At 67.7% G+C, this 16,327-nt stretch carries 13 protein-coding genes; 8 read left to right on the top strand and 5 right to left on the bottom strand.

Features of this window, described 5'->3' with window-relative positions:
- Nucleotides 1–26: 26 nt before the first annotated feature.
- The 3 genes from U1701_RS14105 to thiS form a co-directional block, all read right to left on the bottom strand.
- Nucleotides 27–686, bottom strand: coding sequence for an HAD-IA family hydrolase (locus U1701_RS14105; protein ID WP_332783203.1), 660 nt, complete (start codon nt 684–686; stop codon nt 27–29).
- A gap of 96 nt (nt 687–782) precedes the next feature.
- Nucleotides 783–965 (bottom strand): CsbD family protein, encoded by a 183-nt coding sequence (locus U1701_RS14100; RefSeq protein WP_332783202.1) that lies wholly within the window; start codon nt 963–965, stop codon nt 783–785.
- Between the two features lie 98 nt (nt 966–1,063).
- Complete coding sequence (gene thiS, locus U1701_RS14095) at nt 1,064–2,071, bottom strand: sulfur carrier protein ThiS (RefSeq protein WP_332783201.1); 1,008 nt, start codon at nt 2,069–2,071, stop codon at nt 1,064–1,066.
- Between the two features lie 117 nt (nt 2,072–2,188).
- Between thiS and aroQ the strand changes: the two genes are divergently transcribed.
- The 8 genes from aroQ (at nt 2,189) to U1701_RS14055 (ending at nt 10,208) form a co-directional block, all read left to right on the top strand.
- The gene (aroQ, locus tag U1701_RS14090) at nt 2,189–2,623 is read left to right on the top strand and encodes a type II 3-dehydroquinate dehydratase (RefSeq protein WP_332783200.1); all 435 of its coding nucleotides are present in this window, start codon (nt 2,189–2,191) and stop codon (nt 2,621–2,623) included.
- A 14-nt stretch (nt 2,624–2,637) separates the two neighbouring features.
- On the top strand, nt 2,638–3,120 hold the full coding sequence (gene accB, locus U1701_RS14085; protein WP_332783199.1) for an acetyl-CoA carboxylase biotin carboxyl carrier protein: 483 nt from the start codon (nt 2,638–2,640) through the stop codon (nt 3,118–3,120).
- 2 nt (nt 3,121–3,122) lie between these two features.
- Nucleotides 3,123–4,475, top strand: coding sequence for an acetyl-CoA carboxylase biotin carboxylase subunit (gene accC, locus U1701_RS14080; protein ID WP_332783198.1), 1,353 nt, complete (start codon nt 3,123–3,125; stop codon nt 4,473–4,475).
- 143 nt (nt 4,476–4,618) lie between these two features.
- Nucleotides 4,619–4,954, top strand: coding sequence for an arsenate reductase (glutaredoxin) (gene arsC, locus U1701_RS14075; protein WP_332783197.1), 336 nt, complete (start codon nt 4,619–4,621; stop codon nt 4,952–4,954).
- Between the two features lie 172 nt (nt 4,955–5,126).
- Nucleotides 5,127–5,465 carry a P-II family nitrogen regulator gene (locus U1701_RS14070; protein WP_332783196.1) on the top strand — a complete coding sequence of 113 codons (339 nt, stop codon included), beginning with the start codon at nt 5,127–5,129 and terminating at the stop codon, nt 5,463–5,465.
- Nucleotides 5,466–5,559: 94 nt separating this feature from the next.
- Nucleotides 5,560–6,972 (top strand): type I glutamate--ammonia ligase, encoded by a 1,413-nt coding sequence (gene glnA / locus U1701_RS14065; protein ID WP_332783195.1) that lies wholly within the window; start codon nt 5,560–5,562, stop codon nt 6,970–6,972.
- A 212-nt stretch (nt 6,973–7,184) separates the two neighbouring features.
- Nucleotides 7,185–8,126, top strand: coding sequence for a diguanylate cyclase domain-containing protein (locus U1701_RS14060; protein WP_332783194.1), 942 nt, complete (start codon nt 7,185–7,187; stop codon nt 8,124–8,126).
- Nucleotides 8,127–8,183: 57 nt separating this feature from the next.
- Nucleotides 8,184–10,208, top strand: a complete 2,025-nt coding sequence (locus U1701_RS14055; protein ID WP_332783193.1) for a M3 family metallopeptidase — start codon at nt 8,184–8,186, stop codon at nt 10,206–10,208.
- 16 nt (nt 10,209–10,224) lie between these two features.
- On the opposite strand, the gene U1701_RS14050 is transcribed toward U1701_RS14055, so the two are convergent.
- Both U1701_RS14050 and U1701_RS14045 read right to left on the bottom strand, forming a co-directional pair.
- Complete coding sequence (locus U1701_RS14050; protein WP_332783192.1) at nt 10,225–14,337, bottom strand: translocation/assembly module TamB domain-containing protein; 4,113 nt, start codon at nt 14,335–14,337, stop codon at nt 10,225–10,227.
- Nucleotides 14,334–16,280 (bottom strand): autotransporter assembly complex protein TamA, encoded by a 1,947-nt coding sequence (locus U1701_RS14045; protein WP_443026060.1) that lies wholly within the window; start codon nt 16,278–16,280, stop codon nt 14,334–14,336. The genes U1701_RS14050 and U1701_RS14045 overlap by 4 nt, the downstream gene beginning before the upstream one ends.
- Nucleotides 16,281–16,327 lie beyond the last annotated feature (47 nt).

Here is a 16,327-nt window from a genome sequence, read left to right as displayed (position 1 = left end):
AGCGAAGCCGGTGCCAAGCTATGGGCTCAGGCGCGCTCCGCCAGCGTCAGCCCGTTCGCCGCGACGTTGGCGACCATCGTCGCATAGCCTTCGATCGTCGGATGCGGGGTTGCGAGCGGATGGCCGTGAGTCGCGGTCACGACGAGTACGTCGCATCCGGCGGCTTCCGCTGCCGCGATGCCAGCGGGAGCGTCTTCGAACACCAGGCAGTCTTGCGACGCGACTCCGAGTCGTTTGGCGGCAAGCAGGAAACAGTCGGGGGCGGGCTTGCCGTTCACGGCGTCCTCCGCGCTGATGAGCAATCGGGGCACGGGAATACCGGCGGCGGCGAGACGGACGAGCGCCAGCGCGCGCGGCGCCGAGGTGACGATCGCCCAGCGATCTGCAGGCAGCGCAGCGAGAAACCTGTCGGCGCCCGTGATCGGGGTCACGTCGTCGACGTCCACCATCTCGGCGGCGGTGATCGCCGCGGCCTCCGCGACGGGATCGACGCCGGGCAGGCCCAGGCGGCGGATCGTTTCGACCGACTGGACGCCGTGGATCGTCGGCAGGAACGCCGCGACGTCGAGGCCATGCGCGATCGCCCAGGCGGTCCAGCTACGCTCGGCCGACGCGATCGAGGTGAGGATGGTGCCGTCCATGTCGAACAGGAGGGCGGCATAGGAACGGGTTGGAAGGTTGGTCATGGGCACTCTTTTTAGACCTGACCCCCGAAGGAGCGGCAGACACGAAAAAGCCGCCCCGGTTCCCCGGGACGGCCCAATCGCTTAACGGAGCTTGACTCAGATGTCGTCGCCGAGCGCGCCCTTGACGCTGCCCTTGACGTTCTGCGCAGTGCCCTTGAGCTGCTGCGCTTCGCCTTCGGCGACCAGACGCTCGTTGTCGGTCGCCTTGCCGATGGCTTCCTTGACATTGCCTGCGAGCTTGTTGCCGGCTGCTGCGGTCTTGTCCGTGAATTCGCCCATGATGGCCTCCGCTACCTATTCGCAGATCCGACGATCGGATCGCTCGAAATGATGTAAGTTAAACGGCTTAGGCCCCACGGGGTTCCATGACATCGGTGTTAGATGAGTCCGGCAAGGGGGCTCGACGGGTCGGCGTAACGCCGCTGGCCCATCCGCCCGGCGCGATAGGCGAGGCGCCCGGACTCGACCGCCGCCTTCATCGCCGCGGCCATCATGATCGGGTCCTTGGCTTCGGCGATCGCGGTGTTCATCAACACGCCGTCGCAGCCGAGTTCCATCGCCACCGCCGCGTCGGAGGCGGTGCCGACGCCGGCATCGACCAGCACCGGCACCCCTGCCCCCTCGACGATCAGGCGGATCGTGACGCGGTTCTGGATGCCGAGGCCCGACCCGATCGGCGCGCCCAGCGGCATGATCGCGACCGCGCCGGCATTCTCCAGCCGCTTGGCGGCGATCGGATCATCGACGCAATAGACCATCGGCTTGAAGCCCTCGTTCGCCAGCACCTCGGTCGCGCGCAGCGTCTCGACCATGTCGGGATACAGCGTCTTTGCCTCGCCCAGCACCTCCAGCTTCACCAGATCCCAGCCGCCCGCCTCGCGCGCCAGCCGCAGCGTGCGAATCGCCGACTCGGCGTCGAAACAGCCCGCGGTGTTGGGCAAATAGGTGATCTTCTTGGGATCGATGAAATCGGTCAGCATCGGCGCGTTGCGATCGGACACGTTGACGCGGCGGACCGCGACCGTGACGATCTCCGCGCCGCTTGCCTCCAGCGCGGCAGCGTTCTGCGCGAAGTCCTTGTACTTGCCAGTGCCGACGATCAGCCGCGAGCGAAAGGTCTTGCCGGCCACCGACCAGGTATCGGTGTCGATCGCGGACACATGGTCACCGCCGCCGACGAAATGGACGATCTCCAGGTCGTCGCCATCCTCGACCATAACCTGCGCCAGCGTCGAGCGCGGCACGACCTCGAGATTGCGCTCGACCGCGACCTTTTCGGGCACCAGCCCGAGTTCGCTCGCGAGCGCGGCGAGGCTGAGCCCGGCGGAGACGCGCTTGTGCTCGCCGTTGACGGTGATGGAAACGGTGCCGTCGGTATGGGGCATGGATGGTGTCCAGATGGAGGCGTCTCGACTTCGCGCGACACGAGCTTGTAAGGATGCTGGCATATAGGGGGCCGTTCGTCGGCCCCGCAACCGCCATGCCTATTACGGGAGCCCGATTTGCCCGACACGATTTACGTTCTGAACGGCCCGAACCTCAACCTGCTCGGCACCCGCGAGCCCGAAATCTATGGGGACGAGACGCTCGACGATATCGCGGGGCAACTCGAAGACCGCGCGCGCGAGCTCGACCTGACGATCGACATGCGCCAGTCCAACCATGAGGGGCATCTGGTCGACTGGATCCAAGAAGCACAGGCACGCGGCGCCAAGGCGGTGATCCTCAACGCGGGCGCCTTTACCCACACGTCCGTCGCGGTGCACGACGCGATCAAGGGCGTGAAGACGCCGGTGATCGAGGTGCACCTGTCCAACCCGCACGCCCGCGAGTCCTTCCGCCACGTCAGCCTGGTCGGACAGGCCGCCAAGGGCACGATCGCGGGGTTCGGTGCGCTATCCTATCTGCTCGCGCTTGAAGCCGCCGCCCGGTTCTGACAGGAGACTGCGCCATGACCGAAACGAACGATACCGGGGCGATGCAGGTTGATGTCGCCCTCGTCCGCCAGCTCGCCGAGCTCCTCGACACCACCCAGCTGACCGAGATCGAGGTCGAGGACGGTGCACGCCGTATCCGCGTCGCTCGCAAGGCCGCGCAGGCCGCACCGGTGCAGCATTATGCGCCGTCGGCCCCCGCGCCCGTCGCGCCGGCGCTGTCGATCCCGCAGGCCGAAGTCGGCGCGTCGGCCCCGGCCTCGACCGCAAATGCGGTCAAGTCGCCGATGGTTGGCACCGTCTATCTCTCCGCCAATCCCGAAGCGAAGCCGTTCGTCGGCGTCGGCCAGAAGGTCGCGGCAGGCGACACGCTGCTGATCATCGAGGCGATGAAGGTGATGAATCAGATCGTCGCGCCGTCGGCCGGCACCGTCACCGCGGTGATGGTGGAGAACGGCCAGCCGGTCGAATTCGACCAGCCGCTCGTGGTGGTCGAGTAACCGTGCCGCAGATCAAGAAGCTGCTGATCGCCAACCGCGGCGAGATCGCACTGCGCATCCACCGCGCCTGCCACGAAATGGGCATCAAGACGGTCGCGGTCCATTCGACTGCCGATGCCGAGGCGATGCACGTCCGCCTCGCCGACGAAGCGATCTGTATCGGACCGCCATCGGCGACCGACAGCTATCTGAACATCCCGAACATCATCTCGGCCGCCGAGATCTCGGGCGCGGACGCGATTCATCCGGGCTACGGCTTCCTCAGCGAGAACGCGCAGTTCGCCGAGATCGTCGAGCTCCACAACATCCTGTTCGTCGGGCCCAAGCCCGAGCATATCCGCACGATGGGCGACAAGGTCGAGGCCAAGCGCACCGCTGGCGCGCTCGGCCTGCCGCTGGTCCCCGGCTCCGACGGCGCGATCAGCGACCTCGCCGAGGCCAAGCAGATCGCGAACAGCATCGGTTATCCGGTGATCATCAAGGCAGCATCCGGCGGCGGCGGTCGCGGCATGAAGGTGTGCGAGTCGGAAGATCAGCTCGAGACGCTGATGCAGCAGGCCGGGTCCGAGGCGAAGGCCGCGTTCGGCGACGCCACCGTCTATATGGAAAAATATCTGGGCAATCCCCGGCATATCGAATTCCAGATCTTCGGGGACGGCAACGGCAACGCGATCCATCTCGGCGAGCGCGACTGTTCGCTGCAGCGCCGCCACCAGAAGGTGCTGGAGGAAGCCCCCTCGCCGATCATCACGCCCGACGAGCGCGAGCGGATGGGCGGCGTCGTCGCCAAGGCGATGGCCGACATGGGCTATCGTGGAGCCGGGACGATCGAGTTCCTGTGGGAAGCCGGCGAATTCTATTTCATCGAAATGAACACCCGGCTGCAGGTCGAGCATCCGGTGACCGAGATGATCACCGGCCTCGATCTCGTTCGCGAACAGATTCGCGTCGCCGAGGGGCATCCGCTGACATTGCGCCAGCAGGACGTGCAGTTCCGCGGTCATGCGATCGAATGCCGGATCAATGCGGAGGATCCGCGGACGTTCGCGCCGTCGCCGGGGCTGGTGAAGCAGTATCACGCACCCGGCGGGATGCACGTGCGCGTCGATAGCGGTCTGTATGCCGGCTACCGCGTGCCGCCCTATTACGACTCGATGATCGCGAAATTGATCGTCTACGGCACGACCCGCAACGGCGCTTTGCGCCGGTTGCGGCGGGCTCTGGAGGAGTTCGTGATCGAGGGGGTGACGACGACGATCCCGCTTCACCGCGCGTTGCTCGACGATCCCGAGTTCCAGGACGGGGCCTACACGATCAAGTGGCTCGAGGAATGGCTGGCTAAGCAGGGGGCCTAACGTCCCCGCCCTGCCCAATCCGTCATCCCAGCGAAGGCTGGGATCTTCCTGGGGCAGGTGCTGCGACCCGAACCGGGAGACCCCAGCCTTCGCTGGGGTGACGGTTTGAAGAGTGACGGTCTTCCACCGATGACGGAGCACGCGTGAACGCTACGATTTATCACAATCCGCGCTGCTCGAAATCGCGTGAGGCGCTTGCGTTGCTGCAGGACGTCGGCGCCGACGTTACCGTGATCGAATATCTCAAGACCCCGCCGTCCCGCGCCGAGCTCGAACGCCTTTATGCGCGCGCCGGCATGACCCCGCGCCAGGGGCTGCGCATGGCCGAGGACGGCGCCAAGGCGGTTAAGCACGCCGATGCCGCGGCGATCCTCGACGCGATGATGGTCGATCCATCGCTGATCGAACGGCCGCTTGTCGAAACCGACAAGGGCGTGCGGCTCGGACGTCCGACCGCGCGCATCGCAGACATTCTCTGACCAGTTGCCGCTTCGACGGGCACCCGCCCCGGCGCTGCTGCTATTTCAGGCAGCGAAACCCCGTGAAATCGGCGGTTGCCCGAGGCGGCGGTCGCTGGCACGTTTGGTGCAAGGCGCCCGCACGGGCGAGGGTTCGGACACATGTTCAAACGTCAATCGGGGGCAAAGCCGCGTGAAAAAGATCGAAGCCATCATCAAGCCGTTCAAGCTGGATGAGGTGAAGGAGGCGCTGCACGAGATCGGCGTCAGCGGCATCACCGTGACCGAAGCCAAGGGCTTCGGCCGGCAGAAGGGCCATACCGAGCTGTATCGCGGCGCCGAATATGTCGTCGACTTCCTGCCCAAGGTGAAGCTCGAGGTCGTCGTCGAGGACAGCCTGGCGCAGCGCGCGGTCGAGGCGATCGCCGCGGCGGCGCAGACCGGTCGGATCGGCGACGGCAAGATCTTCGTCATCCCCGTCGAAAGCGCGCTGCGCATCCGGACCGGCGAACGCGACGACGACGCGATCTGATCACAAAGTTTCCGTCACCCCAGCGAAGGCTGGGGTCTCCCTGTAACTGAAAGACCCCAGCCTGCGCTGGGGTGACGCTAAAAAGGCAAATACGATGGCGAATTCGGCAAGCGACATTCTGAAGATGGTCAAAGAGCAAGAGATCGAGTGGATCGACCTGCGTTTTACCGATCCCAAGGGCAAGTGGCAGCATCTGACGATGGTCGCGAGCCTGATCGGCGAGGACGAGCTGACTGACGGCCTGATGTTCGACGGTTCGTCGATCGAGGGCTGGAAGGCGATCAACGAGAGCGACATGACGCTGAAGCCGGATCTCGACGCGATCTACATCGATCCGTTCTCGGCGACGCCGATGATGATCCTGATCTGCGACATCGCCGATCCGGTGACCGGCGAGCTCTATGCGCGCGACCCGCGCTCGACCGCCAAGCGCGCCGAGGCGTATCTGCTGACCACCGGCGTCGGCGACACCGTCTATGTCGGCCCCGAAGCCGAATTCTTCATGTTCGACGACGTGCGCTTCGAGAACAGCTATTCGACGAGCTATTACAAGATCGACGACATCGAGCTGCCGGGCAATTCGGGCCGCGAATATGAGGGCGGCAACATGGGCCACCGTCCCCGCGCGAAGGGCGGATACTTCCCCGTCGCGCCGGTCGACAGCGCGGTCGACATCCGCGGCGAGATGGTCTCGACGATGATCGAGATGGGCCTGCCCTGCGACAAGCATCACCACGAGGTCGCCGCCGCACAGCACGAGCTGGGCCTGACCTTCGGCACGCTGACGCAGACCGCGGATCGCATGCAGATCTACAAGTACGTCGTCCATCAGGTCGCACATGCGTACGGCAAGACGGCAACGTTCATGCCCAAGCCGATCAAGGAAGACAACGGCTCGGGGATGCACACGCACTTCTCGATCTGGGACGGCAAGACCCCGCTGTTCGCCGGCAACGGCTATGCGGGCCTCAGCGACATGTGCCTGTTCTTCATCGGCGGCATCATCAAGCACGCCAAGGCGGTGAACGCGTTCACCAACCCGTCGACCAACAGCTACAAGCGCCTCGTCCCCGGCTACGAAGCGCCGGTTCTGCTCGCCTATTCGGCGCGCAACCGCTCGGCGTCGTGCCGTATCCCGTACGGCACCGGCCCCAAGGCGAAGCGCGTCGAAGTGCGTTTCCCCGATGCGCTCGCCAACCCGTATCTCGCCTATGCAGCCCTGATGATGGCGGGCATGGACGGCATCCTCAACAAGATCCATCCGGGCGAAGCGATGGACAAGAACCTGTACGACCTGCCGCCGGCAGAGCTCGCAGAGGTTCCGACCGTCGCTGGTTCGCTTCGCGAGGCGCTGGATTGCCTGGCCGCCGACCATGACTTCCTGCTCAAGGGGGACGTGTTCTCGGCCGACCAGATCGAGGCGTATATCGAGATCAAGCGTGCGGAGGTCGCCCGTTGGGAAATGACGCCGAGCCCGGTCGAGTATGATATGTACTATAGCGGCTGATCCGCCGCCGATTTGTAAGGAAAAAGGGCGTCCGGAGACTTCGGGCGCCCTTTTTGTTGCGTGATCGGAACGGCGCGTTAAGTCCCGTGGGTCTACTGCGACCCACCATGTTTCGCGCTCTTGCATCACAGACGCCGTCCGCCCACGACCGATGGGACGCGAGCGCCCAACTCGACCCCGCACCTCTTGCCACGGCCGCCCGCTACAAGCGGATGTACGATCGTGCCGCCGCGCTCGCGGGTTTCGGCGTCTGGGAATGCGACCTTGCGACCAACGCGCTGTGTTGGAGCGACGGCGTGTACGACCTGTTCGAGATCGAACGCGGCAGTATCGTCGATCGCCGGACGACCGTCGCCATGTACGATCCGGAGTCGCGCGAGGCGATGGAGCGGCTGCGCGCGCATGCGATCGCGACGCGGAGCGGCTTCACGCTCGACGCGCGGATTTGCACGCGGCGGGGACGCGACCGATGGATCCGCCTGACCGCCGGGATCGACTGCGAGCAGGGGGTACCCGTGCGGATCTTCGGCACGAAACAGGACATTACCGAAGAGACGCGACTATGGACGCAGATGCGGCGGATGGCCGAACAGGATCCGCTGACCGGACTCGCGAACCGCGGGATGTTTCAGTCCGCGTTCGACGGCGATGCGCGCCGCCCGCTCGGCGCGCTGCTGCTGATCGATCTCGATGGGTTCAAGCAGATCAATGACCGGCACGGCCATGCCGCGGGCGATGCCTGCCTGAGCCGGACCGCCGAGCGCCTGTGCCATGCTTGGCCAACCGCGCGTCTGGTCGCGCGACTGGGCGGGGACGAGTTCGCGGTGCTGATCGATGCGCCGAGCGACGCCCCCGCGATCGATCACGGCATTCGCACGACGATCGCCGCGATCGCCCGACCGATCCCATGGCGTGACATCGTCCTGCAGGTCGGCGGCTCGATCGGCGTAGCCATGCCGGACGATCCCACCCGGTTCGACGCGTCGACGGTGTTCGCGCAGGCCGATGCGGCGCTTTATGCCGCCAAGGCCGCCGGAAAGGGCACCGCGCGGGTTCATGGCGGCGGCATCGTGCAGCCACTTCCGGTCCTTGCAACCGCGACCGCAGTAGGTGCGGGGCTCTGGACCGACCGCCCCACCGCGCCGGATCGATAGAGACGGACGGACGTTTCGGGGGGTAAGGTGGCATCCGCCGGCAATCCGAAAGTCCTTATGAACGCCCTCCTCGACACCGATACCCTGCCCCGTTTCGACGCCGTCGCGCCCGACGACGTCGCCCCCGCGGTTGAGACGCTGATCGCGCGACAGACCGCGACGATCGAAGCGCTGGTCGCCGCACGCCCCACCAGCTTCGACGCCGCGTGGCTGCCGCTCGAGCGGGTCGACGTCGCGATCGACAATGCGTGGTCGACGGTGTCACACCTGCACGGTGTCGCCGACACCCCCGAACTGCGCGCCGCGCATGCCGCCGGCCAGCAGAGTCTCGTCGAGCAAAGCCTGAAGGTGGGGCAGAATCGCGACCTGTTCGAGATGCTGGAAGCGCTTGCCGCGTCACCTCGTTTTGCCGATCTGCCGCGCGCCGATCGCACCGCAGTCGAGCGCGCACTCCGCGACTTCCGCCTGTCGGGCGTGGCGCTCGAACCCGCGCAGCGCGAACGCTATGCAGAAGTGCAGATGGCGCTGTCGAGCCTATCGAATGCATTCGGGAGTGCGCTGCTCGACGCGACGGAGGCGTGGACCGAACTGGTGACCGACGAAGCGCTGCTCGAAGGCCTGTCACCCGCGGACAAGGGCATGCTCGCCGCCGCGGCCAAGGCGACCGGACAGGAGGGCTGGCTGGTCACGCTGCAACAGCCGAGCGTCAACGCGATCCTCGGCTTCTGCGAAAACCGCGAGCTACGCTACCGCGTCTACCACGCCTATGGAACGCGCGCTTCGGATCAGGGGCCTCATGCCGGCCAGTTCGACAACGGCCCCCGCATCGCCGAGATCCTGGCCTTACGCCGCGAGTCCGCTGCGCTGCTCGGGTTTACCGACCCGGTCGCGCTGTCCTTGTCGACGAAGATGGCGACCGATCCGCACGAAGTTCTCGCATTCCTGCGCGATCTGGCGAAGCGCGCGCGGCCGGCCGCCGAGACCGATATCGCATCGTTGCGTGCCTTTGCGGCGGAATCGCTCGGGATCGCCGACCTGCAACCCTGGGATACCGGCTTCACCGCCAACCGCCTGCGGCTCGCGCGCCATGCGATCGACGAGCAGGCGGTGCGTGCTTATTTCCCCATCGACCGAGTCGTCGCCGGTTGGACCGCGCTGCTGGAGCGGCTGTTCGGCATTCGCTTGGTCGAGCGGCCGGACGTTACGACGTGGCACCCGGATGCGCGCTATCATGACCTCGTAGACGCGGACGGCACCGTGTTCGCCGGCCTGTACACCGACCTTCATGCGCGCACCGGCAAGCGGGGCGGCGCCTGGATGGCGCAGGCCCGCTCGCGCGTCACCGACGGCGAGACGACGACGTTGCCGGTCGCCTATCTCACCTGCAACTTTGCGCCGACCGGTGGCGCTGCGCCGCCGCTGCTGTCGCATACCGACGTGATGACCTTGCTCCACGAGACGGGGCATTGCTTGCATCATCTGTTCGGGCTGGTGGATCGGCCGAGCGTGGGCGGAATCACCGGGTTCGAATGGGACGCGGTCGAACTGCCCAGCCAGCTGATGGAGGACTTCGCCTGGGACCGCGACGTTCTGACCGCGATGTCGGGGCAGTACGATACCGGAGAAAAGCTGCCGGGCGACCTGTTCGACAAGCTGCTCGACGCGCGGCACTTCCTGGAGGGGCTGGCGACATTGCGCCAGGTCGAATTCGCAATGTTCGACCTGTTGCTGCATCTCGGTACGATGGGCGACGATCCGGTCGCGGTGCTCGACGCGGTGCGCGACGAAGTGTCGGTGATGCGGCCTCCGGAATGGCATCGCTTCCCGCAGAGCTTTTCGCACATCTTCGCGGGCGGCTATGCGGCGGGCTATTACAGCTATCTGTGGGCCGAGGTGCTGGCCGCGGACGCGTTCGGGCGGTTCGCCGAAGCCGGCTTGGTCGACCGCGCGACCGGCGATGCCCTGCGCCAACACATCCTGTCGCAGGGATCGGCTCGCCCCGCGCTCGAAAGCTTCCGCGCGTTCATGGGGCGCGATCCGGATCCGGCTGCGCTGCTCGTCCGGCGCGGCCTCGCCGGATAAGCAGCCGCGCGGAGCGTCAATAGTCCTTCGACACGCGGACATTGGCGCTCTGGCGGCCGAGCGTCGAGATACTCGACAGCAACGACAGCCAGCGCGTCACCTGGAACTCGACCTGGGTGGCGCTGTAACCCTGCCCGTCGGTGACGATCTCGGCATAAAGCCGCCGCGTGACGTATTTGCCCGCGGCGATCGAGGTGCCCTGCCCGGTCTGCGGATCGGCAGGCAGGATGCGCAGCCGGTCGAGCCCGGCCGCACGCCGCACCGCGTTGATCGGGTTCAGCCCGGTCCCGCCATTTTGCAGCGCGGACACCGCCGCCGCCAATTGCAGCGCCTCGGGCGCGGAGAGGTTGGTGATCGAGGTGCCGAATAGCAGCCGTGACAACAGCTCGTCCTCGGGCAATGCGGGCGTGCTGGTGAAGCCGATCTCGGGCTTGAGCGCATAGCCGGTCACGCGGATCGACGCGTTCAGCCCGGTCGAATCCGCGTTCGCCTCGATATCCAGCGCGGGGTTGGCCGGCACGCCGCCGTCGAAGCGGATGATGCCGCGGGCGAGTTCGAACTTACGGCTGGCGAATTCGTAATCACCGCGGATCAGCGTCGCACGGCCGGTGATTGCGGGGTTGGCGGGTTCGCCGGCGATCTGCAAATTGGCCGACCATTCGCTGCTCAGCCCCAGCCCGCTGACGATCACCTGGTTGGGCGCGCGCGCGTGGATCGCGAGCGTCCAGGGCTTGGTCTGCCGTGCGACTTCGTCGTCGCCATCGGGCAGGTTGATCTCGCGGATGTTGAGCTGTGGCACCGCGCTGGCGGCGGTCGCCTGGCCGAGCCGATAGCGGCTGCGGTCGAGTATCACCTCGCCCCCGATCGTGCCGCCGGACCCGTCGGAGGTGAAGGTCAGCGGGCCGCTGACGGTCGCGCCGATATCGTCGCGGTCGATCATCACCGCATGATCCGCCTGCAGCTTGAGATCGAGCCCCAGGCCATGTGCTGCGGCGAAATCGAACCGACCGGTGCCGGTGACGCGTCCGCCCTTGCCCGCGTCGGCGGTGAAGCGATCGATCGCCAACCGCGAGCCCGCGAACCGGCCGCTCGCCTGGACGTTGGTGAGGACCGTACCCGTGGTCGCGCTCTCGATTCGCGCGCCGCTCGCCTGGACGACGCCGCGGATCACCGGGCTGGCGGCGGTCCCGGTGACATCCGCGCCGATCGCGACCGGGCCCGACAGGTCGAACAGCTCGACCCCGGTCAGCCGCCACAGCGTGTCCGCCGGGCCGCTATAGCGCAGCTGTGCGAACAGCCGGGCGTTGGTGATCCGGCTGGCGAGGTCGCCCTGTCCCAGCGGCGCGAGCTGCGCCTGCGCGCGGCCGATCGTCTTGCCACCCGCGGCGATGACGGCGCGGACGCCGAGCTTGTCGGGCGACAGCACCGCAGCGAGCCCGACATCGACCGCGCGCGACGACAGCACCAGCCCGGCGCGGCTGAGCCCGCGGATCGTCAGGTTGGCCTTGCCGGTCGGAGCGGCCCCGTCGCCGGTCGCGACGCTGACATTGCCCGACGCGGTCCCAGCCAGCCCCAGCCCTGGATACCCGATATCGAGGATCGCGAGCGGCATGCGGGTGAGAGTCGCATCGATCGCGCTGGTCACGCCGGTGAAGCGGCCACCGACTTGCGCCTCGCCGCCCGCGAAGCTCAGCTTCGTCGGCGCGAGGCGCCAGCCATCGCCGTCGCGCGTCACGACCGCGGGGGCGAGCAGCTTCAGCGGACGACGATCGAGCGTGCCCTGTGCGGATATCCGGTAGCTGTCGGCGGTGACCTGCGTGATGCTGTCGATCGCGAACGCGCGGCCGCGCGTGCCGGCGATCGACGCGCGGATCTCGCCGACGCCGCCGCGCAGGCGCGCGGTACCCGAGAAGCGCGCGAGGCTGAGCGCGCCGCGGCGCAGTCCGCGCCCGGTCGCGGTCGCCTCGATCGACGGTCCGGCGGGGTCTAGCAGGGTGACGAGGTCGAGATGCCCCTGCCCCAGCGTCACGCCGTCCAGCTGCGCCGCTTTGGCGTCGAGATGCGCCTCGATCCGCTGCACTTGCACGACCGGGCGGAACAGCAATTCGCCCGACAGGCCCCCGCCGCCGACCGCGAGACGGCCGGTGAACCCGCCGTCGACGACCGCCAGATTGCCCGATGCGCGGGTGCCGCTGACGTCGAGCGCCGCGATCGCGATGGTCGCGGGTTGGCCGCGCGGCAACAGGATCGCGCCGTTGGCGCTGAACGGCCCGAGGCGCGATCCGCCCGCCGCGGTGAACGCGAACCCCTGCGCGGTCGGATCGAGATGCGCGCGCACCGCCTTCAGTCCGAGCGTCGCGTTGGGCGCGGCGAAGACGAGATCCAGCGTCGGCTTGTCGATCTTGCCGTCCAGGACCAGCGTCACCGGGCCATAGCTTTGCTGCCGCCCGCCGCCTTCGAAATGGAAAGTCCCGTCGCGGCGCCTGTAGCCGTTGCCCGTTAGCCGGATCTGCGGCGCGGTGAGGACCAGATTGGTGAAGTGGAGGATGCCGTCGGGGGTACGTTCGAGGTTGGCGGTAACGCGCGGCAAGCCACCCGCCAGGCTGCGGAAGAACGCGTTATCGAGCCGCACCATCTGCGCGCTACCCTGCCCGATGACGCGCGTGCCGCGCCCGTTGGGACCAGGGACGACGCGAAGCGTGGACTTGACGTCCACGATACCCAGCCCGGGGATCAGATAGCGGCCGAGCGCGCCGTTGACGCCGATTTCGAACCGGCCAGTCTTGAGGTCGAGCTGCAGGTTGATACGGCCGCTGAGCTTGTCGGAGCGCAGGACGAGGTCGTCGCCGGTCAGCATCTGCGGCGTCACCCGCAGCCGCCCATTCACCGACAGGTTGCGCAGGATGCCGCCCGCGACGTCGCCGACCCCGGTAACCCGCGCCGCGGTGAGGCGGACGGGCACGATGACGGGCGACGCCGACAGCCGGCCCTTGCCCGCCGCGTGGGCGTTCTCGAACCCGGTCTTGTCGAACGCCAGGCGGGTGGCGTCGATCCGATAGTCGAACGCCGCGGTGGCGAACGGCCCGTCGAGGATGGCGCGTAACTCGACCGCATTGCCGGTCATGTTGCCGAACAGCGCCGGCGGGCGCAGCAGCCGCGCCTTTATGCGGACATTGCGATAGGCGTTGGTGGCGAGATCGACCGTACCGGTCGTGTCGATCGCCAGCGCGGCGCTGCGCAGCGACAGCTGGCCGTCGAGCCGCCGGTTCACGAACCCCGCCGTTCCGTTGACGAGGATGCGGGGCGCGGTCAGCCGCTGCAGTTTGCCTGTCATCAGCGTCGATGGCGCGAGCACGCCCGACAGAGTGTAGCGTCCCGCGGCTTGCGCCAGCGCGAGATCGACAACACGGGTCGCGCCGATCCGGCCGCGCGCGGTGCCGCGCCACTGCGCCCAGTTGCCGTCGCCGGTGACGTCGAGGGCGACCGGCGCGCGGGTCTTGGCCATCCGCGACAGCACGCCGCCGGCCGCACCGCGCGCCGACACGTCGATGTCGAACACGTCGCGCGCCGGTTCGGCATCGATGCGCAGCGCGAGGCGATCGCTGCCCTCGACCAGCGCCGCCAGCTCGACCAGCGCGCGGCCGGAGCGAATATCGGCCTGCCCGGTCAGCCGCCCGACGCGGGCGCTGCCCAGCACCGGTCTGGCCAGCGTTAGCCGGCCGACTGCCAAGCGCCCGATGCGGATGTCGAAATCGGGCAGGATCGGCCCGCGCCGCTTGCTCGGGCGTGTGCGCGGCGTGTGCAGCAGGGTGGCGCGCGGGATGATGAGCCGCTGGATCTCGAGCCGGTTCGACAGCCATTTGAACGGCGACCAGTCGAGTTCGACCTGCGGCGCCTGAAACACCAACCCGTCCAAGTCATAGACGCGCAGATCGACCAGTCGCGTATCGCCGTAGAGCGACCCGTCAATCCGCCCGACCGCGAAGCGGAGGCCGTTGGCGGTGCGGATCGCGGCGATGCGATCGGCGACGTAGCGGTGGCCGATATCGGTATCAACGATCAGCAATGCCGCGCCGAGGATCGCGAACAGCCCGAGCAGCGCCCCGGCAATCCACCGCCGCCACCTCAAAACGCCTGCCCCAACGACACGTACACCGCGATCCGGCTGTCCCCCGCGCGCGGGTTGAGCGGGGTGCCGACATCCAGGCGGATCGGCCCGAAATTCGAATAATAGCGCACGCCAAGCCCGGCGCCATATTGCAACCCGGTGAATTTCGGCAGCGGCGAGGTGTAGATGTTGCCGGCGTCGAGGAACGGCACGATGCCGAAATTGCCGAACGCCTTGACGCGTGCTTCGATCGCGAACTCGGTCAGGCTGCGACCGCCGACGGGGTCGTTGTTGGGATCGCGCGGCCCGATCGCCTGGTAGCCATAGCCGCGCACCGAGGCTCCGCCGCCCGCATAGAAGCGCCGCGACGGCGCGACCTGATCGCGCGGCGCACCGGCGATCGTGCCGAGCCGGGTCCGCGCCGCCAGCACGACGCCGTCATGCACGGTGCGATAGACGCTGCCGTCGAACTGGACGCGCGTATAGCCGAACACCGACCCCTGCAGCGACACCTCGGGCGACACACGCGCGCCGAGCCGGAACCCGCGGGTCGGGTTGAGCAGATCGTCCGAGCCGTCGTAATTGAGGCTGGTCGGCAGCGCGCCGATGAAGAAGGTGCGGCGGCGCGGCAGCCCGGTCGACAACAGCACGTCGCGCTCGTCCGACGCCACCAGTTCTGCGCCCGCCGACCAGGTCCAGGTCTTCTGGAAGAAGATGTTGGTCTGTCGCTCCAAACTGCCCGACAGCGTGAAGGTCTTGGCGTCATACGCATCGCGGTTGGTATGCGCGGCCGAGAGCTGCGCGGTCAGCACACGGTCGCGGGCGTGGAAATTGCTGCGGCGGAAGATCACCGACCCGAGCTGTTCGCGCGTGCCGAGCACCGAACGCAGGGTCAGCGCGCCTTCGGGCGGGAACAGGTTGCGGTGCGTCCAGCTGATTTCGGCGCGCGCACCTTCGCCGGTGCCGTAGCCGAGCTCGCCCGCGATGGTATGCGGGGGCGCGGGGTCGAGCTTGACCGCGACATCGACCGTGCCGGGCGTGGCGCCGTCGACCGGCTTGATCGTGACCGCCGAAACCAGGCTGGTCTGGATCAGCGCACGGCGCAGATCCTCGATCTTCGCGGAGTCATAGGGCTGGCCGGGGGAGAAGCGCGCGATCTCGGCGATATGGTCCGCGCCGAACACGCGGTTGCCGGGCAGCGCGACGACCTGCCCGAACCGGCGCGCGCCGCCGGGCTGCACCGCCAGGTCGAGAGTGGCGGTGCGGGTGGCGTGATCGACGACGATCGCCGAATCGCCGACCGTCGCGAACGGGAAGCCCTCGCGGCCGATCTGCGTGGTCAGCTGCGCCTCGCCCGCGACGATCGCGTCCGAATTGACCGGATCGTCGGCCTTGACGCCGAACGCGGTCGTCAGCCCCGGCGCCTTGTCGCCCGCGGCCGCGATGCCGTCGATCGTCACGCCCTTGAAGCGATAGAGCGTGCCGGGGGCGGCTTCGACGACGACCAGCGGTTTGACGCCGGGTTCAACGCGCGTGGTGACCGCCGCGTCGTAATAGCCTTCGGCGCGCAGCAGGCTGGTGAGCAACGCCGCATCCTCGCGCGCGCGGCGATCCAGCTGCGCGGCGTTGGCGGGCTTGCCGTCATTGGCGTTGAGCGTCGACAATTGGTCGAAGCGGGGACGCAGCAGCGTGCTGGCCACGGCGTCGATCCCGTCGACGCGCCAGTCATAGCGGCGTGCGGCGTCGGCATCCGCGGTCGCCGCAGCGGTCGCGGGATCGTCGGGCGTGGCGGCGAGATCGGGCCAGGCGAAGCCGATATCGGGGAGCGTGGCGAGCGGGGCGTTAGGATCGAGCGAGGGAGCAGGTTCGCTTGGCACGGTCTGGCCCATCGCCGCGCCGCCCGTCACGACAGCCAGCAAGGCCGTGGCCGCGCAAAAGCCGGCACGCCGAACGCGAAACACCATGGCGTCGTCCTAGACGCGGTTTCGTGGGCGCGACAGGGGCTTGTCGC

Origin of the sequence: Sphingomonas rhamnosi (assembly GCF_036663615.1) — a bacterium.
Taxonomy (GTDB): Bacteria; Pseudomonadota; Alphaproteobacteria; order Sphingomonadales; family Sphingomonadaceae; genus Sphingomonas.
Note: the sequence above shows the minus strand (reverse complement) of the source record. Positions and strands in the feature narration are given on the sequence as shown.

What these genes read in the sequence shown, in the direction of transcription:
- glnA (WP_332783195.1), top strand. Translation starts at nt 5,560, where the DNA reads ATGGCGAATTCGGCAAGCGACATTCTGAAGATGGTCAAAGAGCAAGAG.
- U1701_RS14060 (WP_332783194.1), top strand. Translation starts at nt 7,185, where the DNA reads ATGTACGATCGTGCCGCCGCGCTCGCGGGTTTCGGCGTCTGGGAATGC.
- U1701_RS14100 (WP_332783202.1), bottom strand. Translation starts at nt 965, where the DNA reads ATGGGCGAATTCACGGACAAGACCGCAGCAGCCGGCAACAAGCTCGCA.
- accB (WP_332783199.1), top strand. Translation starts at nt 2,638, where the DNA reads ATGACCGAAACGAACGATACCGGGGCGATGCAGGTTGATGTCGCCCTC.
- U1701_RS14045 (WP_443026060.1), bottom strand. Translation starts at nt 16,280, where the DNA reads ATGGTGTTTCGCGTTCGGCGTGCCGGCTTTTGCGCGGCCACGGCCTTG.
- U1701_RS14105 (WP_332783203.1), bottom strand. Translation starts at nt 686, where the DNA reads ATGACCAACCTTCCAACCCGTTCCTATGCCGCCCTCCTGTTCGACATG.
- thiS (WP_332783201.1), bottom strand. Translation starts at nt 2,071, where the DNA reads ATGCCCCATACCGACGGCACCGTTTCCATCACCGTCAACGGCGAGCAC.
- U1701_RS14055 (WP_332783193.1), top strand. Translation starts at nt 8,184, where the DNA reads ATGAACGCCCTCCTCGACACCGATACCCTGCCCCGTTTCGACGCCGTC.